The sequence below is a fragment of the Soonwooa sp. genome, from assembly GCF_030151385.1.
Lineage (GTDB): Bacteria > Bacteroidota > Bacteroidia > Flavobacteriales > Weeksellaceae > Soonwooa.
Genome location: NZ_JASLDS010000060.1, coordinates 1 through 24724 on the forward strand (window position 1 = coordinate 1; position 24724 = coordinate 24724).

Annotated in this window: 25 protein-coding genes and 1 pseudogene; 14 read left to right on the plus strand and 12 right to left on the minus strand. The window is 35.7% G+C overall.

Annotated features, from left to right (window positions below; all coding sequences use genetic code 11):
* The 4 genes and pseudogenes from Q1V95_RS11545 to pyrH form a co-directional block, all read right to left on the minus strand.
* A pseudogene (locus tag Q1V95_RS11545) lies at positions 1-149 on the minus strand (adenylosuccinate lyase); the annotation flags it as partial.
* Between the two features lie 102 nt (positions 150-251).
* Entirely contained in the window at positions 252-1760 is a 1509-nt protein-coding gene (locus tag Q1V95_RS11550; RefSeq protein WP_300674045.1) for an FMN-binding glutamate synthase family protein, read from the minus strand.
* 231 nt (positions 1761-1991) lie between these two features.
* The gene (gene frr / locus Q1V95_RS11555) at positions 1992-2546 is read right to left on the minus strand and encodes a ribosome recycling factor (RefSeq protein WP_300674047.1); all 555 of its coding nucleotides are present in this window, start codon (positions 2544-2546) and stop codon (positions 1992-1994) included.
* A gap of 85 nt (positions 2547-2631) precedes the next feature.
* Positions 2632-3336 (minus strand): UMP kinase, encoded by a 705-nt coding sequence (pyrH, locus tag Q1V95_RS11560; RefSeq protein ID WP_300674049.1) that lies wholly within the window; start codon positions 3334-3336, stop codon positions 2632-2634.
* Positions 3337-3505: 169 nt separating this feature from the next.
* On the opposite strand from pyrH, the gene porQ reads away from it, so the two are divergent.
* From porQ to Q1V95_RS11585, 5 genes are all read left to right on the plus strand, one after another.
* A complete protein-coding gene (gene porQ, locus Q1V95_RS11565) occupies positions 3506-4525 on the plus strand; it encodes a type IX secretion system protein PorQ (RefSeq protein WP_300674052.1) in 1020 nt (339 codons plus the stop codon).
* A gap of 89 nt (positions 4526-4614) precedes the next feature.
* Positions 4615-5286 (plus strand): (d)CMP kinase, encoded by a 672-nt coding sequence (gene cmk, locus Q1V95_RS11570; protein WP_300674054.1) that lies wholly within the window; start codon positions 4615-4617, stop codon positions 5284-5286.
* A gap of 108 nt (positions 5287-5394) precedes the next feature.
* Positions 5395-5772, plus strand: coding sequence for a YtxH domain-containing protein (locus Q1V95_RS11575; protein ID WP_300674057.1), 378 nt, complete (start codon positions 5395-5397; stop codon positions 5770-5772).
* Positions 5773-5859: 87 nt separating this feature from the next.
* A complete protein-coding gene (locus tag Q1V95_RS11580; RefSeq protein ID WP_300674060.1) occupies positions 5860-6168 on the plus strand; it encodes a phage holin family protein in 309 nt (102 codons plus the stop codon).
* Between the two features lie 2 nt (positions 6169-6170).
* Positions 6171-6665 (plus strand): phosphoribosyl-ATP pyrophosphatase, encoded by a 495-nt coding sequence (locus tag Q1V95_RS11585; protein ID WP_300674063.1) that lies wholly within the window; start codon positions 6171-6173, stop codon positions 6663-6665.
* 2 nt (positions 6666-6667) lie between these two features.
* Here Q1V95_RS11585 and Q1V95_RS11590 read toward each other — a convergent pair whose 3' ends face one another.
* Positions 6668-7402, minus strand: coding sequence for an RNA methyltransferase (locus Q1V95_RS11590; protein WP_300674066.1), 735 nt, complete (start codon positions 7400-7402; stop codon positions 6668-6670).
* Here Q1V95_RS11590 and Q1V95_RS11595 point away from each other — a divergent pair.
* From Q1V95_RS11595 to rny, 4 genes are all read left to right on the plus strand, one after another.
* Entirely contained in the window at positions 7388-10003 is a 2616-nt protein-coding gene (locus Q1V95_RS11595; RefSeq protein ID WP_300674068.1) for a BamA/TamA family outer membrane protein, read from the plus strand. The two genes, Q1V95_RS11590 and Q1V95_RS11595, sit on opposite strands and share 15 nt — an antisense overlap.
* 256 nt (positions 10004-10259) lie before the next feature.
* Positions 10260-10484: a hypothetical protein gene (locus tag Q1V95_RS11600; protein WP_300674070.1), complete on the plus strand. Its 225-nt coding sequence runs from the start codon at positions 10260-10262 to the stop codon at positions 10482-10484.
* A 3-nt stretch (positions 10485-10487) separates the two neighbouring features.
* The gene (locus tag Q1V95_RS11605; RefSeq protein WP_300674072.1) at positions 10488-10775 is read left to right on the plus strand and encodes a cell division protein ZapA; all 288 of its coding nucleotides are present in this window, start codon (positions 10488-10490) and stop codon (positions 10773-10775) included.
* Between the two features lie 224 nt (positions 10776-10999).
* On the plus strand, positions 11000-12571 hold the full coding sequence (gene rny, locus Q1V95_RS11610) for a ribonuclease Y (protein WP_300674074.1): 1572 nt from the start codon (positions 11000-11002) through the stop codon (positions 12569-12571).
* A 393-nt stretch (positions 12572-12964) separates the two neighbouring features.
* On the opposite strand, the gene Q1V95_RS11615 is transcribed toward rny, so the two are convergent.
* From Q1V95_RS11615 to Q1V95_RS11645, 7 genes are all read right to left on the minus strand, one after another.
* The gene (locus Q1V95_RS11615) at positions 12965-13354 is read right to left on the minus strand and encodes a tautomerase family protein (protein ID WP_300674076.1); all 390 of its coding nucleotides are present in this window, start codon (positions 13352-13354) and stop codon (positions 12965-12967) included.
* A 303-nt stretch (positions 13355-13657) separates the two neighbouring features.
* Positions 13658-16195 carry a YfhO family protein gene (locus Q1V95_RS11620; RefSeq protein WP_300674078.1) on the minus strand — a complete coding sequence of 846 codons (2538 nt, stop codon included), beginning with the start codon at positions 16193-16195 and terminating at the stop codon, positions 13658-13660.
* A 248-nt stretch (positions 16196-16443) separates the two neighbouring features.
* Positions 16444-16671: a hypothetical protein gene (locus Q1V95_RS11625; RefSeq protein ID WP_300674081.1), complete on the minus strand. Its 228-nt coding sequence runs from the start codon at positions 16669-16671 to the stop codon at positions 16444-16446.
* A 59-nt stretch (positions 16672-16730) separates the two neighbouring features.
* Entirely contained in the window at positions 16731-17774 is a 1044-nt protein-coding gene (locus tag Q1V95_RS11630) for a DUF6263 family protein (RefSeq protein ID WP_300674084.1), read from the minus strand.
* Between the two features lie 33 nt (positions 17775-17807).
* A complete protein-coding gene (gene rlmB / locus Q1V95_RS11635; protein ID WP_300674086.1) occupies positions 17808-18551 on the minus strand; it encodes a 23S rRNA (guanosine(2251)-2'-O)-methyltransferase RlmB in 744 nt (247 codons plus the stop codon).
* Between the two features lie 18 nt (positions 18552-18569).
* The gene (locus Q1V95_RS11640) at positions 18570-19028 is read right to left on the minus strand and encodes a hypothetical protein (protein WP_300674089.1); all 459 of its coding nucleotides are present in this window, start codon (positions 19026-19028) and stop codon (positions 18570-18572) included.
* Between the two features lie 4 nt (positions 19029-19032).
* The gene (locus Q1V95_RS11645; RefSeq protein WP_300674091.1) at positions 19033-19506 is read right to left on the minus strand and encodes a DinB family protein; all 474 of its coding nucleotides are present in this window, start codon (positions 19504-19506) and stop codon (positions 19033-19035) included.
* Between the two features lie 265 nt (positions 19507-19771).
* Between Q1V95_RS11645 and Q1V95_RS11650 the strand changes: the two genes are divergently transcribed.
* From Q1V95_RS11650 to Q1V95_RS11670, 5 genes are all read left to right on the plus strand, one after another.
* Positions 19772-20776 carry a MoxR family ATPase gene (locus Q1V95_RS11650; protein ID WP_300674093.1) on the plus strand — a complete coding sequence of 335 codons (1005 nt, stop codon included), beginning with the start codon at positions 19772-19774 and terminating at the stop codon, positions 20774-20776.
* An 83-nt stretch (positions 20777-20859) separates the two neighbouring features.
* The gene (locus tag Q1V95_RS11655) at positions 20860-21723 is read left to right on the plus strand and encodes a DUF58 domain-containing protein (RefSeq protein ID WP_300674096.1); all 864 of its coding nucleotides are present in this window, start codon (positions 20860-20862) and stop codon (positions 21721-21723) included.
* Between the two features lie 52 nt (positions 21724-21775).
* Positions 21776-22657 (plus strand): BatD family protein, encoded by an 882-nt coding sequence (locus Q1V95_RS11660; protein ID WP_300674147.1) that lies wholly within the window; start codon positions 21776-21778, stop codon positions 22655-22657.
* Between the two features lie 22 nt (positions 22658-22679).
* Positions 22680-23675 carry a VWA domain-containing protein gene (locus Q1V95_RS11665; RefSeq protein WP_300674098.1) on the plus strand — a complete coding sequence of 332 codons (996 nt, stop codon included), beginning with the start codon at positions 22680-22682 and terminating at the stop codon, positions 23673-23675.
* Between the two features lie 4 nt (positions 23676-23679).
* Positions 23680-24687, plus strand: a complete 1008-nt coding sequence (locus Q1V95_RS11670) for a VWA domain-containing protein (protein WP_300674100.1) — start codon at positions 23680-23682, stop codon at positions 24685-24687.
* Positions 24688-24724: the final 37 nt, after the last annotated feature.

The window sequence follows — 24724 nt, forward strand, 5'->3', positions numbered from 1 at the left end:
TCTGTGATGTCTAAGCCTAAATCTTTTTCGATTTCTGCCAATGCAATCCACAATTGTCTCCAAGTTCTGAATTTATTATTCGGGGAAAAATTGTAAAGCATTTCCTCACTTGAGTAGCGTTCTTCAAGAGGATTTTTGTAGGAATTCATTCTTTCTTTTTACTTTTTTAGATGTACAAAAATAAACAAAAAAAACCTGAATTAAAAGAATTCAGGTTTTATATATTGCTATCAAACAGTCATTAATATCAATTATCTTTTTCTTACATTTCCTAATACATCAGGGAAGTAAGTGTCTGCTAAATGCTCGAACTCGTCACCTCGCATAAACATCGAAGCATCAACTTGGTCATAAGAAGTTCTACCAGCCGCAGCAATCAATTCGTTGCAAGTATGTAAGGTATTTTTGTGGAAGTGGTATACACGTTCCGCCTTATCTGTTACGTCTAGTCCTTTAATCAACATTTTGTTTTGCGTTGCAACACCAGTTGGACAAGTATTTGAGTTACATTGAAGCGCTTGGATACAACCCAAAGCAAACATAAAGCCTCTCGCATTGTTACAAGTGTCAGCTCCCATAGCAATTGCTCTCAAAATATCTAAAGACGTCAACACTTTTCCAGAAGCGATAATTTTAACTTTATCTCTAACATTAAAGTTTTTAAGCGTCGAGTTTACAAAAATTAAAGCTGGTTCTAATGGCATACCAACACCATCAGAGAATTCTGGCGGCGCAGCTCCTGTACCACCTTCAGCTCCATCAACAGTAATAAAATCTGGATAGATTTTAAGAACATTCATTTGAGCACATATTTCTTCAAACTCTTTAGTATCTCCAATACAAAGTTTGAAACCTACTGGTTTACCACCTGATAAATCTCTAAGTTGTTTCACAAATTGTAATAATCCAGCTGCAGTCGAGAATGCGCTATGTCCTGGAGGCGACAATACTGTAATACCTGGTTTTACGTGACGAATTGCAGCAATCTCCGGTGTATTTTTAACACCTGGAAGTACACCACCATGACCTGGCTTAGCACCTTGAGAAAGTTTAATCTCAATCATCTTCACGTTGTCCATCGTTGCATACTTTGTAAACAATTCTGGATTGAATTTTCCTTCGTCATCACGACATCCAAAATATCCTGTACCAATTTGCCAACACAAATCTCCACCTTCCATGTGATAAGGAGAAATACCACCTTCACCTGTATTGTGATAGAATTGTCCTTTTTTCGCACCTCTGTTAAGAGAGATATGCGCTCTGTCTGATAAGGCACCAAACGACATTGCAGAAATATTAAACAATGACGCATTATATGGTTGCAAACAATCTGGACCACCAATCGTTGTTCTTGGCAATTCGTGCGACGGTGTTTTAGCATAAATAGAATGCTTAATACCTTCGTATTTTCTATTGTTAATTTCTAATTGAGTACCAAAAGCTACAGTGTCGCTAATATTTTTTGCACGACGATAAGCTGCAGATCTTTGATTTCTTGGAAAAGGCTTACCATCTGTTTCTCTTTCAATAAAATACTGTTGAATTTCGGGAGAAATCCCTTCCAACATATAACGGAAAAGCCCTAATACAGGGAAGTTTCTTAAAATCGCATGCTTGGTCTGCGTGGCATTGAAAATACCTAAGATGTAAATAGCAGCCAGCGTAATTGGAATCCAATAATGGGCTTTAATAAGAACAGCGATAACTGTCGTAGCAAGGACTAATACCAGTCCCCATGTAAGGAATTTATCTCTCATTATTACTAGGAAATTAAATTCCAGCAAATATAATATAATATTTAATAAATAGTAAATATTTATGCCCCGAAAAGCAAAAAAATAGAATTATGAATTTCAAAAAAATTCATAAATAAAAATGAGAATTTAAAAAATGAATAACTGTTTAAATTTTATCTGAAATTAATTTAAAAAAATGATGAATTTTAACATAAAAAAAAGATTTAGAAAATTTCTAAATCTTTTAATTTTTTAAACTTTTAAGATTTCCGCTTCTTTCACTTTGAAAGCATCATCAATCTTTTTAATATATTGATCTGTAAGATCTTGTATGTCTTTTTCGCTACCTTTCACCAAGTCTTCAGAAACACCATCTAGTTTTTTAAGATCTTTCATTCCCTCTTGACGAGCATTTCTGATAACGATTTTACTTTGCTCTGCTTCGCTTTTTGCTTGTTTTGCCAAATCTTTACGACGCTCTTCTGTTAAAGGTGGAACATTAAGGATAATAACATCCCCATTGTTAGAAGGCGCAAAACCTAAGTTAGAGTTGATAATAGCTTTTTCGATTGCGTTAATCGCTCCTCTATCCCAAGGTTGAATCGAAATAGTCATTGCATCTGGTACAGAAACATTCGCTACTTGATTGATAGGCGTCATAGAACCATAATATTCTACCATAACATCTTGTACCATAGCTGTAGATGCTCTACCTGCTCTAATCTTTTGAAAAGCGTGATCCAAATGCTTAAGCGCAGCATTCATCTCTTCTTTTACTGATGCTACGATTAGTTCTAATTCTTCCATTGTATATTTAAAGTTTGATAATTGACAATTAATTTTGCGAGTCGAGTTTTCTACATTAATAAAACTTCGACATTTAATTTTTATTTTAGTTAACCAAAGTACCGATCATTTCACCATCAACAAGACGCTCAAGATTACCTTGTTTATTCATATCAAAAACGATGATTGGCAATTTGTTTTCGTGGCTCAAAGTGAAAGCCGTCATATCCATCACTTTTAGATTTTTTTCAAAAACCTCTTCGAAAGATAAGCTATTAAATTTAACCGCATCAGCATTTTTCTCTGGATCGCTGTCATAGATACCGTCTACTCTAGTTCCTTTAAGGATAACATTAGCATCAATTTCGATTGCACGAAGTGTTGCTGCAGTATCTGTTGTAAAATATGGATTACCTGTACCCGCTCCAAAAATGACCACTCTACCTTTTTCTAAATGACGAACAGCTCTTCTTTTAATGAAAGGTTCCGCAACTTTATCCATTTCTATAGCTGATTGAAGTCTAGTTTTGATACCAGCATCTTCCAAAGCTCCTTGTAAAGCCATTCCGTTAATAACTGTTGCCAACATTCCCATATAATCGCCTTGTACACGATCCATACCTTTTGCAGCGCCAGCCAATCCTCTGAAAATATTTCCTCCTCCGATAACAATTGCAACTTCGCAACCTTTATCTACTACTTTTTTAATCTCTTCCGCATATTCTTTAAGACGTTCGTTATCAATACCGTATTGACGTTCTCCCATCAAGGCTTCTCCACTTAGTTTTAGAAGGATTCTTTTATATTTCATCTTTTATTTTTTTATTACATTTTAATCAGTCCAATGCCCCGCAAAAGCTAAGGTTTCATTTTTCTTTTAAAATTTTGTTGCTGCAAATATAAGGAATGCAACAGAATTACGTTATGAAGAAGTAAGTTTAACGTCTAAATATTTTGTTAAATTTTAAAAAAATCTATTTTTGCAAATAAGAGAAGCGATTTTGAAGAAGATTTCTATTTTATCTTTAGCGATATGCAGTAGTTTGGTCTATGCACAATTAGGTACCAATGTATATCCTTTTCTAGATATTCCTGTGTCTCCCCGACAATCTGCTTTGGGAGGCGATGCCGTGTCGATAAGAGATTACGATGTTAATATGACTGCTGCCAATCCATCTTTGATGAATATTGAAATGGATAATATGGTATCTGTAAATTACGCATCTTATCTAGCCGATTCCAAAATCGGAACCATAAGCTATGTTAAAGATTTGGAGCAAGGTCATTTAATTTCCATCAATGCACGTTACATGGATTATGGAAAAATGCCAAGAACTGACGAAAGTGCAAATATCCTCGGCGAGTTTTCTGCAATGGATGCTTCAATTGGTGCTGGTTATGCTTATCAACTAGAAGATGATTGGACAATTGGAGGGAACGTTAATTTTGTTACTTCAAAAATTGACAATTACAGTTCGATGGCTGTTTCTGCAAACGCTGGGGTAACTTACCACAACGAAAGAAACAAAGAAACACTTTCCTTAGTTGCTCGTAATTTTGGTTATCAGTTTAAGCCATTCAATGGTGTGCGAGAAGATTTGCCATTTAGAATAGATTTAGGATACACCAAAATTTTGGAACAATTTCCAGCTGCCATAACAGTGACTTTACATGATTTGCAAAAATTTGACATTTCGCAAGAAACCAATATCAACGGGCAACCTGTCAATTTTGGAAGAAAAGTAATGGACCATTTATCCTTTGGTGTCGAGTTATTTCCAGAGCAAGCATTTAATATTAGATTTGGATATAATGTTAAAAGAGGAAATGAAATGGCAGTCCTTGACCAACGTAACTTCTCAGGTGTTTCTGCAGGATTTGGTGTGAAAATTTCTTATTTCAAATTCGATTATTCGCATGCACGCTATCACAATGCTTCCAACGTCAATATGTTCGGGCTTAGCATCGACCTTATAGAACTTAGTGGCAATCGACGATAAATTTTCAAATAGGCTCTAAGTCAAATTTCTTTATTTTGCAATAGCTTTTTCCTTTTTAAAATTTCTAAATTTGTATCAGAAATTCAGAAATGACAAAAAATTGGGTTATCGCCATTGACGGCTATTCGTCTACCGGAAAAAGTTCTATCTCCAAAGTTATCGCCAAACGTCTTGGACTAATACACATGGACACTGGCGCACTTTATCGTGGTATCACTTACTATGCGCTAACACATTGTCTTGATGAAAACAAGGAGGTTAATTTGGAACAACTTATTGAAGAACTACCAAAAATTAATTTGATTTTTGAGAAAAAGGATGACGAACTTCAATTATTTCTAAACGGAACCAACATCGATAAGGAAATCCGTCAACCACAAGTTTCTGCTAATGTTAGTCAAGTTGCAAAACTTCCCGAAGTCCGTGCTTTTTTACTAGACACTCAACGTAATATGGCTAAAACTGGCGGCGTGATAATGGATGGCCGCGACATCGGAACGGTGGTTTTGCCAAATGCAGATTTCAAATTTTTCTTAACCGCAAGTACCGACGAACGTGCAAAAAGAAGACACTTGGAACTTCTAGGTTTTGGAGAAAACATTAGCATCGAAGAGGTAAAACAAAATTTGATGGATCGTGACAAAATTGACTCCGAAAGAGAAGTTGCGCCACTTCGTCAGGCAGAAGATGCCATATTGATAGACAATTCTGACCTTACAAAAGAACAAACTATCGAATTGATGCTTTCGTATATAAAGTAGCAACATTTTAACAAAGTTTAATGAATCTTAAAATCCTTTGGTACACTTGTTGCAACTAAAAATTTATAATTAATCAAGTTAAACATTAATCAAAAAAAATCACACATTATGTCTAGAAAAAATAATTCAGCAGGAATCTTAGCAGGTCTATTAGCAGGTGCAGCAGTTGGTGTTGTTATGGGACTTCTATACGCTCCTGAAGAAGGAAAAGAAACAAGAAAGAAAATCAAGAAAAAAGCTGAAGATCTTAAAGATCAAGCTAACGAGCAATATCAGAAAACGTCTGAAAAAGTGAAAGAACAATACGGAAACGTTTCTGACCAAGTGAAAGACAAATACAATACAATCTCTTCTCAAGTTAAAGATACAGCTAACAACATCGCATCTTCTGTTAAAGAAGGTTATGATAAATACAAAGACCAAATGGTGTCTAAAGCAACTGATGTTGTTAAAGATGTTGAGACAGAACTAGACGGAATGAAATAATCGCCAATCTAGAGTGAATTATAAAGGAACTTAGTCCACTAAGTTCCTTTTTTTGTAAATTTTTGTAACTTTACTAAAACATCTACTATGATAGATCTACTTAAGGAATATATTAACAAGAGAATTGACCTTACACGACTAGAAATCATCGAAAAATCCTCATTATCAACAGGGATTGTTACTTTCGTCTTAACGATGGTTGTGGTATTCACATTCTTTATAATACTATTCAACTTCGGAATTGCTTTCCTTATTGGTCAAGCTCTTAACAATGTATCGTACGGATTTTTAATTGTCGCAGGATTTTATTTATTAATAATGATAATTGTCATAGCAATGAGAAAGAAAATAATAACTTCTGTAGCCAATAATGTTCTTCACTTTCTAAATCGCTAATTATGTCACATCAATACAACAATCTAGACGAATTAAGAAGAAAAAAAGCACTTCTTAGAGACGATATTCAAAATATGGAAGAACTTTTAACTTTCAAAAATAAAAAAGAAAGCTTAAGTGTCCTTACCAACGGAATTACCGATAAATATCTGAAAGAAACCGAAGATGCAGAAGGACATCAATCTTTAAGTTTAAACACCAAAAACATCATGCGCGAAGTCTCGGAAAGTATCCGCGAAAGCACTTCGCCAAAAGGCTTAGTAGGACTTGCAAATAATACAGTTGATTCTGGACTTTTGGAAACGGCGGTTCGCCTTGGTGCAGTCACGTTGGTGGGTAACTACGCGCGCAAAAATCTTAACAATTCCAACTGGAACAAAAAACTAATTGGCCTCGCTTTGGTATATGTTGCGCCTTTCGCTCTTAAATTTATCAGAGAAAAACTGGAAGACTATCAACGTCACAAAACTGCAAGTAGCTTAGAAAAACTGATTTAGTATTAATTTTGATCTGAAAATATTTGACCTAAAATTATTCCCGTCGCCATAGACACGTTGAGACTTTCGGTCGATTGTTGCTTTCCGAATCTTGGGATTGTCACAACTTCCGTCAAAAGTTCTTCAACATTAGGACGCATACCATTCCCCTCATTGCCCAGCACCAAGCTGAATTTTGATGGGAATTCTTTTTTATAAATGCTTTCGCCCTCCATATCTGTCCCGATAATTGGATGTTCATAGGTTTTCAGGTAATCTTCCAACTCCACATAACAGACATTAACTCTAGTAAAAGAGCCCATTGTTGACATCAAAACTTTTGGATTATGAAGATCAACCGTATCTTGACTGCAAATTACTTGCTCTATTCCAAACCAGTCTGCCAAACGAATAATTGTCCCTAAATTTCCGGGATCTTGGATACCATCCAAAATAATTTGGCGGTTAACATCATTAACTTTTGCAGTCTCCAAAGAGCAAACAGCAACTGAATCTTTTGGATTTTGTAAAAAACTTATTTTACGAAGCTCTCTTTCGTCAATTTCAAAAATATCGACATTTCGGAAGAGACTTTTCAAGTCTTCGGGCTTTGTGGAGTAAATTTCTAAAATTTTAACATTAGAATTCGCAAGTTCTTTAATAATCTTATTACTCTCAACTAAAAACAAATTGTATTTTTGTCTAAATTTCTTTTTATCGAGAGATTGTATTATTTTTATTTTATGAGAAGTAAGCATTTTCGAAAATATTCCCAAAAGTATTATATATTTTGTTTATCAGCAAGTCTGGTCTTGTTAATACTCCACGCTTGTAGCACAACTAAGAAAGTTCCAGCTGGCGAATATTTGTTGACCAAAAACGAATTTCAATACCAAGATGGCAAAGTGTTAAGCGACAAAATCCCAAGTTTTGCAGCACAAAAGCCTAATAAAAAAACTTTTTTTATTTTTCCTATTGGACTTTTAGCATATAATGCTGCCAACCCAAAATACGACAGTATTCTTACAGAATATATGACTTATCCTAATGAAATGAGAAATCAAAAACTTCGTGATTCTCTTTTTATTAAATACAATCATCCCGAATATGTTGGCAGAAACCTATTTTGGAACAGATTCTGGCACACGGTAGGCGAAAAACCTGTTATCTATAGCGATGGCAAAACGAAAGCCAGCACTGAAAACATCAAAAATTTCTTAGTAAATAAAGGTTATTGGGATGCCGAAGTTTCTCATACTGTAAAAAGAGATTCTTTAGCTAAAAAAGCAGAAGTTAAATACAATATACTACACCGTGATGCGACTTTTATTAAAGATTATTATTACAACATCAGCGATGCCAGCATTCGTAATCTTTATGAAAGCAACATCAAAAAAAGTTTGGTAAAAAAAGGAAATATTCTTGACGAAACCGTTCTAGAAGAGGAAGTGAAACGCATCACTCAATTGATGAAGGATGAAGGTTATTATAAATTTAATGCTTCGGGAGAACAAATCTTTTTTACCGCAGACACATTATCAAGTCGTAAAGATGTTCCTGTAACAATGGACATCCATCGAGATTCTTTGGATGCGCCTTTTATTAAACCTAAAATTGGTAAAGTTGAAATCGCAGTAGCTGATAATATCAAAGATTTTGAAAATCATTCATTAAAAAAAGACAGCCTTAGAGGCATCTATATTTATAGAAAAGATACAACTGCTTACAAACCGCAATCGCTTTGGCTTCCTATTATCTACAAACCTGGAGACCAATATGACCAAAGAAGTTTTGATGTAACCAAACGTAACCTGATTGCAATGAACAATTTTACGATATTGCAAGCCTCGGATGGTCTTCGTAATGAGGGAACTACAAAACAAATCGACAGTTTAATCGATGTTAAATATATTCTGAAACCGCTTCCAAAATACGATTTCAAAGTCGGAATGGACTTGCATTATTCCGAAATTCTGAACTTTGGTTTTTCGCCATCTTTGGAGCTTACATCAAGAAATATTTTTAATGGTGCCGAAAACCTTAACCTAAGTTTCTCTGGAATTATTGGTACAACAAGCGATCCTAAAAAAGAAAATGCCATCTTCAACGCTTACGAATTATCGACGCAAGCTTCCTTGCAGATACCAAGACTTTGGGTGCCTTTCAAAAGATATTGGAAAGTTATTCCGAAGCGCTATTCTCCAACGTCGAGTGTCTTCTTAGGTGCTGCAATTCAAAATAATATTGGTCTTGGACGTATTAACTTTAACACAGGTCTTAGTTACTATGCCAACGTCAATGACATCGTTTCTCACAAGTTGACATTGTTTAATACACAATTCAGTTTTACACAGAATAAAGACAACTATTATCAATTATTCTTGGCGGACAATGACATTCGACAACAGATTTTTGATTTGTATTTTGTACAACATCCAGATGTGCAGGCACAATATACGAGTGGTCAACTGACGATGGATAATGTATCAAGGATTATTGTGAGAGACACACAATTCCAATCAGGATTGGATCCTCAACAAACGGATACATTCAACTCTTATCGTCAATCGCTTGCCAACAAAGACAGACAGACGCAAGATGTTATTATTTCATCATTTATTTACAATTATACCTATAACGAGATTGGGCAGAAAGACAGAATTAACCCATTCTACTTTAGCGGGAAACTTGAGGTAGCAGGTAACTTTTTAGGATTATTTGCTAAAAATACAACACAAGATGGTATTATTGGAGACAATACAAAAACGATTTTCAAAATCCCTTATTCTCAGTTTGTAAAATTTGATTTTGACTTTAGAAAATATTTCACACTATTCGCAGATAGAGCACAACCGCATACTTTGGCAATTCGTCAATTTATCGGAATTGGTATTCCGTACGGCAACTCTAGCAATATGCCATTTATCCGTTCTTACTTTAATGGTGGTTCCAATGACATTAGAGCTTGGGTAGCCTTTGGAGGTCTTGGGCCAGCGGATTCACAATTAGATTCACGAGTACGTTCTTATGCAATGGACAACGTAAAGCTTACCACAAGTATCGAATACCGTCTTCCAATTAATACGATGTTCGAAGCTGCAGTTTTCACTGATGCTGGTAACATTTGGGGATTAAAAGACAATGGCTTTGGCGACCAGTTTAAGTTTAATAAATTTATTAGCCAAATGGGTGTTGGTAGTGGATTTGGAATTAGATTAAATGTTGCCTACATCAAATTACGTGTCGATTTGGCTTACAAAATGTATGATCCTAACCAGCCCGAAGGCGAACGTTGGGTGATGATGAAAAATAAGTTATTACGACCAACGCTTAATTTTGCATTTGGATATCCATTTTAACAACATAAAACTTTCATCAATCGGTGAAAGTTTTTCTTTTATAATAAAAATCATCAACTAAATCTTTAAGTTACAAGCGGTTAAAAGCTCTTATTTAAAACATTAAATAAAAACCAAAAATCTTTCTTTTTGTGAAGTTTTTTTATATTTTTGTAATAGTTAGAATTTATCAAACTCGATGCTATCAGAATTAGAAAATAATTTCGTGCAATTAGAAAAGAAAATTATGAAGTTGCACAAGAAACATATTAGTCTTATGGACAAATATGAAGAACTTTCTAAAGACTATCAGCACTTGCAGAATGAATTTGATGAAGAGAAAAAAAGAAATCGAGTTTTAGCAGAAGAACAAAAAGATTTAAAACTTTATTCAGCTATAAGCGGAAATGCAGATCATAATAAATTGATGAAAAATCACCTAAATAAATTAATAAAAGAGGTTGATTTTTGTATTGCAGAATTACGAAACAGTGGATTATAAGATATGGATATTAGAAGAATTACCATCAACATTGCTGGAAGAGTCTATCCTCTTAATGTCCCCGCTGCCGAAGAAGAAACCCTACGTAAAGTTGGGAAACAAATTGAAACGATGATTAAGGAATTCGAAGCGAATTTTGATGTACGCGACAAGCAAGATGCTTTAGCCATGTGTGCATTAAAATTAGGAACCAACGCCGAAGTTCACTTAACCAATAATGAAAAGAATTTAACAAATACTAATGATCGATTGATAAAAATTAATCAGTTATTAGGAGAATTGGAGGACTAAAATCTTCCAAATATACAAGCTGCCTACAATAATTCTAACACAGCAGGTAAACTCAACGCTAAACAATTGCCGAACGAATGTTCATTAGATGGCGCGCTGCCTAGTCGCAGATTACAGATAATGAAAAACAGTTCAAATCGTGTTGATTAGGAGTTTACTCTTAATAATGGATTGTTGTAGGTTTTTTTATGTTTAAAAATTAATTAAATAACTCACTATAAATTATGACCACAATTACGCTTATTATCGGTATAGTTGCTTTGGTAATAGGTGCAGTTCTAGGAATTATGTATTCCAAAAGCTCACTAAACTCTAAGGGAAAATTCATCTTAGAAGATGCCAAGAAAAGTGCCGAGACAATTATAGAAAAAGCAAACACACAGGCTGAAACTATTAAAAAAGAAAAACATCTACAAGCAAAAGAAAAATTCTTGGAACTAAAATCGGAACACGATTCTAACATCCAATCTCGCGAAAAGAAAATGCAGGAGGTTGAGAAAAGAACCAAGGACAAAGAACACAAACTAAACGAAGAACTTAGCAAAGTTGGCCGTCAAGAAAAAGACCTAGAAAAGCAACTTTCGGACTACGCAAAAAAACAAGAAGTTGTTGATCGCAAACAACAAGAACTAGATGCTGCTACAGCTCAAAAAGTTGAAATGTTAGAAAAAATCTCTAACTATTCTGCTGAGGAAGCTAAAGAAGAATTGGTAGAATCTATGCGCGCTGAGGCAAAAACAAGAGCGCAAGCTTACGTCCAAAACATTATGGAAGAAGCGCAGCTTAATGCCAAAACTGAAGCTAAGAAAATCGTTATCCAAACCATCCAAAGAATCGGAACCGAGCAAGCAATCGAAAATTCTGTTTCTGTATTCAACATCGAATCGGACGAAATTAAAGGTAGAATCATCGGACGCGAAGGTCGTAACATCCGTGCGCTAGAAGCTGCGACAGGTGTAGAGATTATCGTTGATGACACGCCAGAAGCGATTTTGTTATCGTGCTTCGACCCTGTAAGAAGAGAAGTTGCAAGACTTTCACTTCACAGATTGGTGACAGACGGAAGAATCCACCCTGCTCGTATCGAAGAAGTAGTACAAAAAACGCAAAAACAAATCGAGGAAGAAATCATCGAAGTTGGTAAAAGAACCATCATCGACCTTGGTATCCACGGTCTTCATCCAGAGTTGGTAAAAATCGTTGGCCGTATGAAGTTCCGTTCATCTTATGGACAAAACTTGCTTCAACACTCTCGCGAGGTTGCAAACATCGCAGCAACAATGGCTGCCGAATTAGGATTAAATGTTAAACTGGCAAAAAGAGCTGGTCTATTACACGATATCGGAAAAGTTCCTGAGCAGGAGTCAGAGCTTCCTCACGCTTTATTGGGTATGCAGTGGGCTGAGAAATATGGTGAAAATGCGGAAGTGGTTAACGCCATTGGTGCGCACCACGACGAAATCGAAATGACGTCTCTTCTATCGCCGATTATCCAAGTTGCGGATGCTATTTCTGGTGCTAGACCAGGTGCAAGACGCCAAGTTTTGGAATCTTACATCCAAAGACTGAAAGATCTAGAAGCAGCTGCCCTAAGCTTCGATGGTGTATCAAGTGCTTACGCAATCCAAGCTGGTAGAGAGCTTCGTGTGATGGTAGAAAGTGCGAAAGTTAATGATGAAGTGGCACACCAATTATCGTATGACATTTCGGAGAAAATTCAAAATGAGTTAACCTATCCAGGTCAGGTAAAAGTTACTGTTATCAGAGAAACGAGAGCCGTAAATATCGCAAGATAATTTCATCAAAATATAGATTAAAAGCTAGGTCGTAAGACTTAGCTTTTTTATTTGGGCGGCATTTCGGGCTATTCAGGGGTTCCGTCTTCAGAAGCCAAAACTTTGGCCTAGCTTTTCTTCAGACCGCTCGCTTCGCTCGCGCCCTTACTATCCCTGCCGCGACTACTAACTGTCATAATTACAAAACAAAAAAATCCTATCGTTCGATAGGATTTTTATTAAATAACCTGAGTTCGGGATAGGAAATTGACGTCAGTTCGAGTGTTTTTTCGTAATGAAATGAAGAAAAAATGTATCGAGAACTTCTTGTAAAACTTCTCGATACAAAATCTTTCAGATTTTTACTAGAAGCAACGCTTTGTATAAAAAAAAGTACTTTATCTCGAACTCCTATTAAATATGATTAAAACTTTGTATTGCACCTTGCCCGAATGACCAATTATCTTTTTCGTTTTCGAGTAAAGTAATGATAACATCATCCGTTTTTATCGAGGTATTTTGTGCAATTAGCTCTGCAATTTTTTGATAGAGATTTCTTTTTTGTTCAGTCGTTCTTCCTTTTGCTGCAATAATCTGGACAAAAACAATATTATCAGTATGTGCCACATCAAGATAGGTTGTAGGATATTTTAGCTTTGGTTGCTTTAGCGCTTCTATAATGTGGAAATAATCGTCAGCAGGAATATTAAAATGTTCTATCAAAGCTTGGTGAACAGCTTTCGAAATGGCGTCTTGCGTTTCTGAAGAATGCGACTTAGACAATGAAATTCTTACTAGAGGCATAATAAAAATATTTTTAAATATTTCAAAAATAAATTAAACCAAATCATTAAAATCTAATTTTACTTTAATTTTTTATTAAATTTCAACACGTAAGATTTAAAATTTCCTACAAAATACAACCAGCAGATTGTCGCGCCCCAGATGGAACGGCATGTTGGAGCTCTTTTTCTCGGTAGCTAATTCTTGGTTGCTGAGCGGAGTCGAAGCACCAAAGCTACCGAGAAAAAAGCGACTAGTGACAGCTGGAAAAGGCGCCTAAATAAAAAAGCTGCTTCCAAAGAAACAGCTTTTGATTATTTTGTTTTAAAGTTGTGTACCGACAACTTCTTTGGAATTTTTCTTTTTATAATACAAGCCAAATCCTAGCAAACTTAGCAGTGCAAAAACACCGACGCTGGCGTACGAGAACATCTTGCCTTTTTCGATAACCGCAGGCTCAAATTTCATGCTGATTTGGTGCTTGCCAGCCGGAACATAAACCGCTCTCAAAAGATAATTGGCTTTGATGTATGGCACTTCTGCCCCATCAATCATCACCTTCCAACCGTGCGGATAATAGACCTCTGAGAAAACCGCCAACTGAGGCGTTTTGGTCTGTGCTTCGAATTCTAAAGCATTAGCCTCATAACTTTTAATCTGGATGTATGCTGTAGAATCTGCTTGCAACGCCTTTCCGTTAAGGTAAGCTTGATCTTCCTTGCCGATAATTGCAATTTTCTTGGTATCCAAATCGCCAATTGATTTCAACTCTTCATTTGGAGAATTTGCAACTTTGATATCTGACACAAACCACGCATTGCCATTGGCATCTGGGTTTGGATAGCTTATTGGTTGATTTTGATCGCCACCAACAAAGTATTTTGCATTCAGCATGTTAAGAACACGTGGCATTCTGATGCTGTCCGTTTGGTAGAAATAAGCGTTGATAAGATCATCGTAACGTCTCAATTTAACCGCGTGATAACCACCAACAGAGGATTTGAAATTCGAGGTATTGGTTTCGCTAAACGTTCCCAAAGTGGTATTGAAAATTCTATAATGCGTTTGGTCTTTCGACGAAATCGTTTCCAAAACTTTATTCACTTTATCTTGTTGAAGAAGTCCTTGTATGTAAGGATTGTCACCAGCTTTCTCCATCAAATATTCTGAATTCTCAGTCTGGAAAGGATTTTGTGCGAAAGTTTTGTCCGCAAAGTTTCCATCATTTAGATATCGTTTGTTAACCGTCCAAAGGTCAAAGAAACTCACCAAACCAATAATCACTAAAGCGATGTTAACTGATAATTTCTTTTTGAAACTAAAATACATTGCCACCGCAGTAATCGCAACATACAACATAGCTTTTAGTGCATCCGATTGGAACATTTTGAAACGTTCGCCAACTAAATAATTTAGCAAATCGGGTTGCAAATAAGTTAATTCTTTGTCTGTATGGAATCCTAAAATTGCTTTTCCAGCAAACAACAAAATTAAAGTTACCCCCAAAACGCCGCCTGTCGTATACATTAAGACTTTTTGTTTGTATTCGTCAGTCAATGTATCATCCGTAAAGAATCTGTACAATCCAACAATCGCAATTAGTGGAAATAATAATTCGACAACCACCAATATTGATGATGGTGCACGGAATTTATTATACATCGGAACATAGTCAATAAAAAAATCTGTTAAGAATGCAAAATTGCTTCCCCAAGCTAAGAATATTGTTAAAATCGTAGCACCAAGAATCCAATATCTATACTTCTTCCAAGCGAAGAAAAAACCTAACAAAGCCAAGAAACAAACGACTGCTCCTTGATAAGCAGGCCCCGAAGTTCCAGGTTGGTCGCCCCAATAGGTTGGACTTACAAAACCTTTCATAAACTGCTTATGCGCTCCTTCGCTTGTCACATTAGCTTGATACCATTCTTGGATGTATTCCATCATTTTTTCAGAACCTTCCTCTTGACTACCGCCTCCCATTAATCTTGGGATGAATAAATTAAGCGTTTCTAATTTACCATAACTCCAAGCTGTAATACTTTCATAGTCCATACCAGACTTGCCCGAAGTATGTCTGTCAGAGTCTAAAATTTGTTTTCCTCTAACTGTTTCTTTTACATATTCGGCATTTGCCATAATACGTTGTGAGTTCATCCCAACACCTAAAGCGAATGCTAGAGCCAAAATCCCAGTGGAAATACCAAAATGTTTCCAAGTAATCTTGTGTTGAAAAGCTCTTATCAATTCTGAAAGGAATAAAAAACCTAAAGCCAAGAACAGATAATAGGTCATCTGCGGGTGGTTGGCGCTGACTTGTAATCCCATGAAAATCGTGGTAACAACAAAGCCTAGCAAATACTTTTTGCGAACATAGACTAATAAAATCCCTGCCAACAAGGGCGCAAAATAAGCGATGGTATGGACTTTTCCGTTATGTCCTGCTGCAATAATGATATAGAAATAAGTTGACAGCCCAAAGAATGTTGCTCCTAGAAGTGCGTATTTCCAATTACGCGTTGCCACGATTCCCAAAAAGAAAAAACCGGCAAACAGCAGGAAAATATAATTGGCTGGCTTTGGCAAAAACATGATAACATCGTCCAATTTTTTGATGATGTCGCCACGAAACTGCACTCCCGTTTGATAAGTCGGCATACCACCAAACATCGCATCACTCCAGTAGGTTTCTTGTCCATGTTCGGCACGATAATCCAAAAGTTCTTTGGCACCACCTTTATAATGCACAATATCAGGCTGAATCATCTCTTTGCCTGACATGATAGGATTTGCGTATAAGACAGCAATTAGCACAAAAATAACGAGACTAACCGCCGCAAAAATCAAATTCTTATTCTTCATATTTAAAATTCAAAAACTCAGTTGATATATTGATTTTAATTTAGATTAAGGCTTTCAGATTTTTGAACCCTGAAAGCCTTAACCCCATTAACATCGTAAATTTATAATATTATAATTCGAATGCGAAAATATAAAATTTTCCACATCATTAAAAAGATTTAAAACTTCATTTTCCTGTTTTCATTAAAAAGCCATTTCTAACGACAAAAGCCTTTCGGAGTTTGAAACTCTGAAAGGCTTTTCCCATTTTATTTTTTTTCCTCTTTTACTTCTTCATAATCTACAGTCTCGGCATCCCAATTAACTTTTTCTTTCAACTTCTTTTCTTCCCTATTTGAGCGTTGGTTTTGCTGCTGATTGTTAGGATTGAAGTTTGGAAAGTTTCGATAAAATGAATTAAAAAACATTTTTTTCAAAATATTCCATACAAAGAAAAAAATGATTGTTCCGAGAACGATTTCTATGATATACTTCATAATATTAAAAAATACACATTAGACTTTACTAAAGCTACCAAGCCTCAACTTAGTAAAACTTACTTGTACGAAGGATTGATAATAATCGATGATGTCGAAGCTTGCGTCATACTTTGGCTTTTTGTGCCATCGGATATCGATTCCTTTTGATTGGTTTTGATGCTGATGTTCTCATGCAATAACCATCCTGTATTGCTGTCAAAAATAATAGTTCCAGATTGCGAACCTCCCAATGACATACTGTGTGTTACACCCTCATTCGTTTTTTTATCCGATTTTGTTGGGATTGTACCATTGACAGAAATTTCGGCTTTACCATTTTCCACTTTTGTTAAAGCATAAGTAGAAGTCAGCTTCAATTCGCCACCTGGGATAATATCTTCAGAAGTTGTCCACTTCTCTCCTATCTTGACACCTTTTGAAGGAATAATTTTTAGATTCTTCTCAAACTGTTCTTTAATAGTCGCTTCATTAAAACCTCTTTTAAAATTACCAACAATCTCAGCACGCTGCTTAGCATCTTTAACCAAAGCAGTTAAGGATGTCGTAATTTTTGTATAGATTGGGTCAAAGCCTGTCACCGAAATAATTTTCCCATTAACATCCATTTTCATGGCTAGCTTATTACCTGTAATCGCTTTGTTAATGGTGTACATACCTTTCAGTTGCTCCTCTTTTGGCGCTGCAGCTTTGGTATCTGATACAACCGTTTTTCCATTGGCACTTGTGCTATTTCTTTTAGCTACAAGATTAACCGACAAATCGTAAACATTATCTTTGAAATCATTAACCGTTACTGTCATTTCGTCTGTAGATTCCGAAGTCCCAGAAACAGATTTCCCGTCTGGTGTTGACACATTTTGGATATCTCTTTGATAAGCTACTAACGGATAAGTTTTCCCTTTCTCCAAAAAGAATTTTTGTTTGTAAATACCTGCACTATCCACAATCGCAGCTTTCACTGCTTCTTCTGCTGGCACTTCAACGGTTACCGTTTCCGTCTTTCCTGTTTCTGGATTAACTTTGGTAACTGTTTTTGTATTTTCTTTTTTACATGCTACCAAAGCAGCCGCAAACAATGTAATCCCTAAAATCTTTTTCATCAATTTATTTTGTGAACTAAACTAAGTTCGTGTTTATAATGTCTTTGTTATTTTCTGTCTCATCGCTTCGTACAACATTGCGCCACAAGCAACAGAAACATTAAGAGATTGCGTTTTTCCTTCAATCGGAAGTTTTATTTTCTCATCACTATGATGCAAAACTTCTTTTGAAATTCCTGTTTCTTCGTTACCCATTACAATAGCGCAAGGTTCTGTAAAGTCAACATCGTACAGCAATTTTTGAGCCTTTTCTGTCGCAGCAAATACAGACACACCACTTTGTTGCAGATAATCAACAGCATGTGCCAGATTTTTTTCTTTACATATTTTGATATTGTAAATCGCACCAGCCGACGTTTTGATAGCATCTGAATTAATTGGCGCAGCACCTTTTTCTGGAATCACAACTGCATCAACACCAACGCATTCTGCCGTTCTACAGATTGCACCAAAATTTCTGACATCAGTTAATCGGTCCAAAATCAAAATAAATGGCACTCTTCCCTCTTCAAAAATCTGAGGTAAAACATCTTCGATGCTGTGAAAAGGAACATCCGAAATAAAAGCGACTACACCCTGGTGGTTCTTTCTTGTAAAACGGTTCAGCTTTTCTATCGGGACATAATTGGGACGAATTTTATGTTTTGTCAATAAAGTTTTAAGTTCTGCATAGATAGGACCTTGCAAAGCATTTTGCACAAAAACTTTATCAATCGTTTTACCAGCTTCTATCGCTTCGATTACTGGCCTTAGCCCAAATATAAAATCGTCTTTCATTTAATAATAAATAATTTTTTAATCAATAACGAACACTTTGTACTCGTCATTTTCTATTTTGAATCCGAGTTCTTTCACTCGGCGTAATTCTTCGAAATCTCTTGTTGGAAAATTGTCATCAAACTGCTTGGTAACGAAAAATTTTCCTTTTAGTTTTACAGGAATCTTTTTCACAAAATTGTCACGCACATCATCCGAAAATTCTGGTCCCAACTTTTTTTTGGAGTCAACATAGAAGCAATGTTCTATCAACTCATTTTTATCAACATATTTTTTAAAATCCTCAAGTCTCACAAAATTCGGAAGCTTTTTATCTGGCCAAGTAAGGTAGATTACTTCCAAAGTTTCATTTTTCTTACCAATCGCTTGGTAGTACTTGAAGCGTTCTGGCGTCTTTTCTTTTTCGGTCACACTTGTCCAAGACTGACTGCTCAGCATCAAAAAAAACAATGCGAAAATATAAAGAATCGACCTCATAATTTTAGCTTAATCTTTCACCAAGAATCGCACGTTTAAGCGCCAAAATATAACCATAATGTATGCATTCGTGCATATTATTAAAAATAATAGCATCCTGAATATTCTTTAAATCAACTCCGAAACTTGTTGAATATGGTGTATAATCCTCAAAAAATTCAGCGTCATAATCTTTCATCAAAACTTTAGACGTTTCGATTAGTAGAAAAGACAAATCTTCAATTTCGGTTTGCTCAACATCCATCTTTGCAAAAGTCCCTTTCTTGTATTGCTCAACCCAATATTTATCAATTCGGAAAGCATTTCCACTAAGATAATATTGCAGCAATTGTTGCGTCGCGACACAGTGCGCAATATTCCAATAGATATTATTGTTAAAACCATCAGGAATCAAAAAAAGATCCTCCTTAGGCGTGTTCTGTAATATTTCTAAAAGATTTTTTCTTATTTGTCGGTGTGCCGAAAAATGATAATTCATTTTAAGTCAATTTTTTAAACTTCAAAATTACTCCAATTATACGAATGTGACAAATGAGAAGCATCTAAAAACAAAGGATTTAGACCTGTTTTTTAACATTTAAAATCCAAATAACCCAATATTCTTTTATAACATAAATCTTTACAAGAATCTGCACGTTTTGTACAGCATAGATTTTTAACAAATATTTAACTCATAATTGGCATTTCTTATGTTGACTAATGCTAGGATTTATGAGACCTTTACCGAATAATTTAAACGAATTATGTCAGAACTGAACCAATCAGAAGATATTAAAAATTTAATGGAAAAAGTAAAAGAACAAAATTACTTTTTCAACCTCCTAAAACAAGAAATCAATCGTGTCATTATCGGGCAAGAATATATGGTAGACCGTTTATTAATCGGATTACTAGGAAATGGTCACGTCCTATTGGAAGGTGTGCCGGGACTTGCAAAGACTTTGGCGATAAAAACACTTGCCGAAGCGGTACACGGACAGTTTTCGAGAATACAATTTACGCCAGATTTATTGCCTGCCGATGTTGTTGGGACGATGATTTACAATGTTAAAGACAATGATTTCTCAATCAAAAAAGGACCTGTTTTTGCAAATTTCGTTTTGGCGGATGAGATTAACCGTGCGCCAGCAAAAGTACAATCGGCACTTTTGGAAGTAATGCAAGAAAAACAAGTAACCATCGGTGATGAGACAATGCTATTACCAAAACCTTTTTTAGTTTTAGCAACGCAAAACCCGATCGACCAAGAAGGAACTTATCTTTTGCCAGAAGCGCAAACCGACCGTTTTATGCTGAAATGTAAAATCGAATATACTGAGTTCGAGGACGAAAGAAAGGTTATGCGTATGATTTCTACACAAGATATCCCGACAATCCGTCCAGTTATTTCTTTAGACCAAATTGTTGAAGCTAAAAAATTAATTAACCAAATCTATCTTGACGAGAAAATCGAAAAGTATATTTTGGACATGGTTTTTGCTACGCGTTATCCAGAAAAGTATGGTTTGGGCGAATTAAAAAATCTTATCAACTTCGGTGCATCGCCAAGAGCAAGTATCAACCTTGCTATCGCTTCGCGCGCCAACGCTTTCATCAAAGGAAGAGCTTTTGTAATTCCTGAGGATGTTAAATCTATCGCGAAAGATGTTTTAAGACATCGTATTGGTCTGAGTTTCGAAGCCGAAGCTGAAGAAGTATCGCAAGATGAAATCGTTGATAGAATTTTAGCTAAAATACAAGCACCGTAATTCAATTTACGATTTTAGATTTACGATTTTAGATTTACGATTTTAGATTTAGGATTTACGAATCACTGTTACATTAACAAAAAATGGAAATAAAAGATATTGTCAAAAAAGTAAAACAAATCGAAATCCGTACTCGCAAGAAGACGGAAGCGAGTCTTATGGGGCAATATCACAGCAATTTCAAAGGTCAAGGGATGACATTTTCGGAAGTTAGACCTTACCAATTTGGGGACGATATCCGACGTATCGACTGGAACAAAACCGCACGTTTCCGCGAACCTTTCGTAAAGGTTATGGAAGAAGAGCGCGAACTGACGATGATTATCATGGTTGATATTTCGGCTTCCATGGACTACGGAACGCACCACGGATTAAAACGCGAATTTGTTGCAGAAGTTGCCGCATCGCTTGCTTTTTCGGCTGTTGGAAATAACGATAAAGTTGGACTAATTCTGTTTGCTGATAAAGTCTACAAAGTTGTTCCGCCAAAGAAAGGACGAAAGCATGTCTTGTCGATTATCAGTAATATTTTGACTGCGGATTATGTTCCATCGAAATCCGATTTGGACGGTGCGCTCAATTATATGATGAGCGTTTTTAAACGGAAATCTTTTTTGTTTTTGTTTTCTGACTTTCAAGATGATTTCGACCAACGTGTTTTGTCGGTTGCTTCAAAAAAGCATCAACTTTTAGGTTTAAGAATTTATGACCAAAAAGACCAAGAAATTCCAAATGTTGGTTATGCATTATTGCAAGATTCGGAAACAGGACAAGAAGTCTGGGTCAATACATCCAATTCTCGCTGGCGATATGAGTTTGCAGAGCATCAAAAGCAAAAATTTCGACACTTGCAAGAATCTTTTGAAAACAGTGCTGCGAGCTTAATTAACATGACAACCAACGAAGATTACAGCAAATTTTTGTATCAATATTTTCAAAAAAAGTAGTTTAACCTCAAAAATAGAATTTTAAGCCTTGAAATATTTCAAGTTTTCATATATCGCGATTTTAGTTTTTTTAAGTCAAATTTTATTTGGACAAACGCTTTCTTCCAATCTTAGCAATACGACTTTGGCTTTGGGAGAAGTTGGCGAATACAAGCTAAAAATCGATAATCTCCAAGGAAAAGATGTTGTAGCATCTCCAAAAAACGAATTGCTTCCTTTTCATTTTGAAGTGGTTAGTGACAGCATTTCTAAACAACAAAACGAATATTTTCGTGTTGTAAAATTCCAAGTTTTCGAAGAAGGAACTTTCAAAATCCCAGCTTTAGATATCAAAATCGGCGACCAAATCCAGAAGACAATTCCGTATGAAGTCGAAGTTATTAACACTGCAAAAAAAGATGATGTCATCAACGACATTATGAAAAATAAGCAGGTTAATCTCGATATTAAAGATTATTGGGAGCTTTACAAATTCTACATTCTAGTAGGCTTAGCGATTATCGGTATTATTTTCCTAATCGTTTATTACATCAAATACGGACGAAAAGTAAAAGGCAGCCCAAAAGTTTTGACCAACCAAACACTCAAAGATTTGGAACGTCTCAAAAAGAAAAACTACATCCAAAACGGGGATTACAGAATGTTTTATGTTGAGCTGATTGATATTACACGAGAGTTTTTAACGAAACAATATAAAATGCCAGCTAATGTTTTGTTAACCGATGACCTTATTGATTATATGAAAGGAAGCAATATTATTTCGGAGCAAAATGAAAACGTCATTGAAGAAATTTTCCAACGCGGAGATTTGGTAAAGTTTGCGAAAACAATCCCAACCAGCGAGATGATGGAAAACGACTTTAACGACATCAAAGCTATGGTACAACGCTCTACCAAAGATGTGGAAGCTGAGCAAATAAGAACTATGAACTAAATGCGCGAACGACTTTAGAATAATGAATTTCAATTTTGAATTTTATAGCCCTTGGCTGTTGCTGCTATTTTTGGTTTTCGTGCCTTTGATCATTTTAGATTTAGCTCGAAAAAAACCAAAAGGTATTAAAGTACCAACAACCCAAGCAATGCGTCCAGCTGGCGGTTTGGGATTGGTAATGGCATTTTTAAGATTTTCAAAATGTCTTATTTTGTCAGCTTTAATTATTGCAATGGCGCGTCCAAGGACTTTCACAATAACGGATGACCGCGATGAGACCAAAGGTCTTGACATTATGCTAACCGTGGATGTATCGCTAAGTATGTTAGCAAAAGACCTTGACCCTGATCGTCTTGAAGCTTTAAAAAAGATTGCTAAAAACTTCGTTAACCAGCGTCCAAATGATCGAATCGGATTGGTTGCCTATTCTGGAGAAGCTTACACCAAAGTTCCTCTAACAACTGACCACCAAGTGGTTACTGACGAAATATCAGAACTTAGCCCAACCGAACTACAGCCAGGAACTGCTATTGGCGAAGGTCTTGTTGTTGCCGTTAACCATTTGAAAGAATCTAAAGCAAAAAGTAAAATCATTATTTTGATGACGGATGGTGAAAATAATGTTACCAACGCGACACCTCCAGAAATTGCCGCAGAACTTGCAAAAAACAACGGTATTAAAGTTTACACGATTGGTATTGGAAGTCGTGGTTATGCACTTTTCCCAACAGCAACTGATATTTTTGGTGAAATCGTTTTTACCGAAAAAGAAACGGATTTGGACGAAAATCTTTTAAAAGAAATTGCCAACAGAACAGGTGGAAAATACTTCCGAGCTACTTCTAATGACAGTTTGCAAGAAATTTACGATGATATTAACAGCTTCGAAAAATCAGATATTAAAACATCAAAACTATATCAATATCAAGAATATTTCCGCACATTCCTTTGGATTGCCTTGGCAATTTTGTTGTTCGACATATTCTTAAGATGGTTTGTATATAAAATATTGAGCTAGACCCATGGATTTTTATTTAGATAATTATTGGTACATCCTACTTTTCCTTTTGCTTCCCGTAATTGGATTGTTGCTGTTTAGCTTTATAAGATGGAAAAAAAAGAAGCGTGAAGCCTTTGCAGACGCTCAATTTCGAGATCAGTTGTTTGCAAAATCAAGTTCGTTTTCGAAGATATTTCCGAGTTTATTTTTCTTTGCAATACTGTTTTTAATTTTTGCCATGATTGACCTTTTGGGAGGCAAACAAGAAATAAAAACGCAACAAAAAATGAACAATGTCATTTTTTTGCTAGACGTTTCTAACTCGATGAATGCGCAAGACATCCAACCAAGTCGTCTACAACAAGCCAAAGACATTATCATTAATAGTTTTCAGAAGATGAATAATGATCGTGTGGGCATCATCGTTTTTGCTGGTGAAGCCAATTCGGTTATGCCATTAACAACCGATTATAATGCGGCGCAATCTTATATAACAGGTATCGAAACCAGTGTTGTGCAAACGCAAGGAACAGACTTTTTACGTGCGATGCAAATGGCTGTTAAAAAATTCAAATCTATACCAAAAGGCGCTCGAAAAGTTGTCTTAATCAGTGATGGCGAAAACAACGAAGAAAACGAATCTGCAGCAATTAAATTAGCAAACCAAGAAGGCATTAGCGTTACCACAATTGGTATTGGTGGCGAACAAGGCGCACCCGTTCCCGAATATTATTATGGTCAGCTTATGGGTTATAAAACCAATAGAAATGGCGAAACTGTAATGACAAAATTGGAGCCTAAATCATTGAAAAATATTGCTTCTAGCACCGATGGCGTCTACATCGACGGCAACGAGCTGGATCCCGCAATTAACACTTTGACCGAAGTTCTCAAAAAGACAACCAACGCGAACACGTCTTATATTAATTCTCAATCAGCAGAACATTATTACCAATACTTTTTGGCAATTTCTATCGTTCTATTTTTAATCATTTATATCTTTAATCCAAAACGAGATTTAAACATTTAAAATCAACATTTTCATACTTAGATAGAATTAGTCTAAA

Coding starts and splice junctions, on each gene's coding strand:
- Q1V95_RS11580 (WP_300674060.1), top strand. CDS start 5,860: ATGATAGATCTACTTAAGGAATATATTAACAAGAGAATTGACCTTACA.
- Q1V95_RS11590 (WP_300674066.1), bottom strand. CDS start 7,402: ATGCTTACTTCTCATAAAATAAAAATAATACAATCTCTCGATAAAAAG.
- Q1V95_RS11670 (WP_300674100.1), top strand. CDS start 23,680: ATGGATTTTTATTTAGATAATTATTGGTACATCCTACTTTTCCTTTTG.
- Q1V95_RS11615 (WP_300674076.1), bottom strand. CDS start 13,354: ATGCCTCTAGTAAGAATTTCATTGTCTAAGTCGCATTCTTCAGAAACG.
- Q1V95_RS11655 (WP_300674096.1), top strand. CDS start 20,860: ATGGAAATAAAAGATATTGTCAAAAAAGTAAAACAAATCGAAATCCGT.
- frr (WP_300674047.1), bottom strand. CDS start 2,546: ATGGAAGAATTAGAACTAATCGTAGCATCAGTAAAAGAAGAGATGAAT.
- Q1V95_RS11650 (WP_300674093.1), top strand. CDS start 19,772: ATGTCAGAACTGAACCAATCAGAAGATATTAAAAATTTAATGGAAAAA.
- Q1V95_RS11575 (WP_300674057.1), top strand. CDS start 5,395: ATGTCTAGAAAAAATAATTCAGCAGGAATCTTAGCAGGTCTATTAGCA.
- Q1V95_RS11625 (WP_300674081.1), bottom strand. CDS start 16,671: ATGAAGTATATCATAGAAATCGTTCTCGGAACAATCATTTTTTTCTTT.
- Q1V95_RS11595 (WP_300674068.1), top strand. CDS start 7,388: ATGAGAAGTAAGCATTTTCGAAAATATTCCCAAAAGTATTATATATTT.
- Q1V95_RS11665 (WP_300674098.1), top strand. CDS start 22,680: ATGAATTTCAATTTTGAATTTTATAGCCCTTGGCTGTTGCTGCTATTT.
- cmk (WP_300674054.1), top strand. CDS start 4,615: ATGACAAAAAATTGGGTTATCGCCATTGACGGCTATTCGTCTACCGGA.
- Q1V95_RS11600 (WP_300674070.1), top strand. CDS start 10,260: ATGGACAAATATGAAGAACTTTCTAAAGACTATCAGCACTTGCAGAAT.
- Q1V95_RS11605 (WP_300674072.1), top strand. CDS start 10,488: ATGGATATTAGAAGAATTACCATCAACATTGCTGGAAGAGTCTATCCT.
- pyrH (WP_300674049.1), bottom strand. CDS start 3,336: ATGAAATATAAAAGAATCCTTCTAAAACTAAGTGGAGAAGCCTTGATG.
- Q1V95_RS11630 (WP_300674084.1), bottom strand. CDS start 17,774: ATGAAAAAGATTTTAGGGATTACATTGTTTGCGGCTGCTTTGGTAGCA.
- Q1V95_RS11645 (WP_300674091.1), bottom strand. CDS start 19,506: ATGAATTATCATTTTTCGGCACACCGACAAATAAGAAAAAATCTTTTA.
- rny (WP_300674074.1), top strand. CDS start 11,000: ATGACCACAATTACGCTTATTATCGGTATAGTTGCTTTGGTAATAGGT.
- Q1V95_RS11550 (WP_300674045.1), bottom strand. CDS start 1,760: ATGAGAGATAAATTCCTTACATGGGGACTGGTATTAGTCCTTGCTACG.
- Q1V95_RS11620 (WP_300674078.1), bottom strand. CDS start 16,195: ATGAAGAATAAGAATTTGATTTTTGCGGCGGTTAGTCTCGTTATTTTT.
- Q1V95_RS11585 (WP_300674063.1), top strand. CDS start 6,171: ATGTCACATCAATACAACAATCTAGACGAATTAAGAAGAAAAAAAGCA.
- rlmB (WP_300674086.1), bottom strand. CDS start 18,551: ATGAAAGACGATTTTATATTTGGGCTAAGGCCAGTAATCGAAGCGATA.
- Q1V95_RS11640 (WP_300674089.1), bottom strand. CDS start 19,028: ATGAGGTCGATTCTTTATATTTTCGCATTGTTTTTTTTGATGCTGAGC.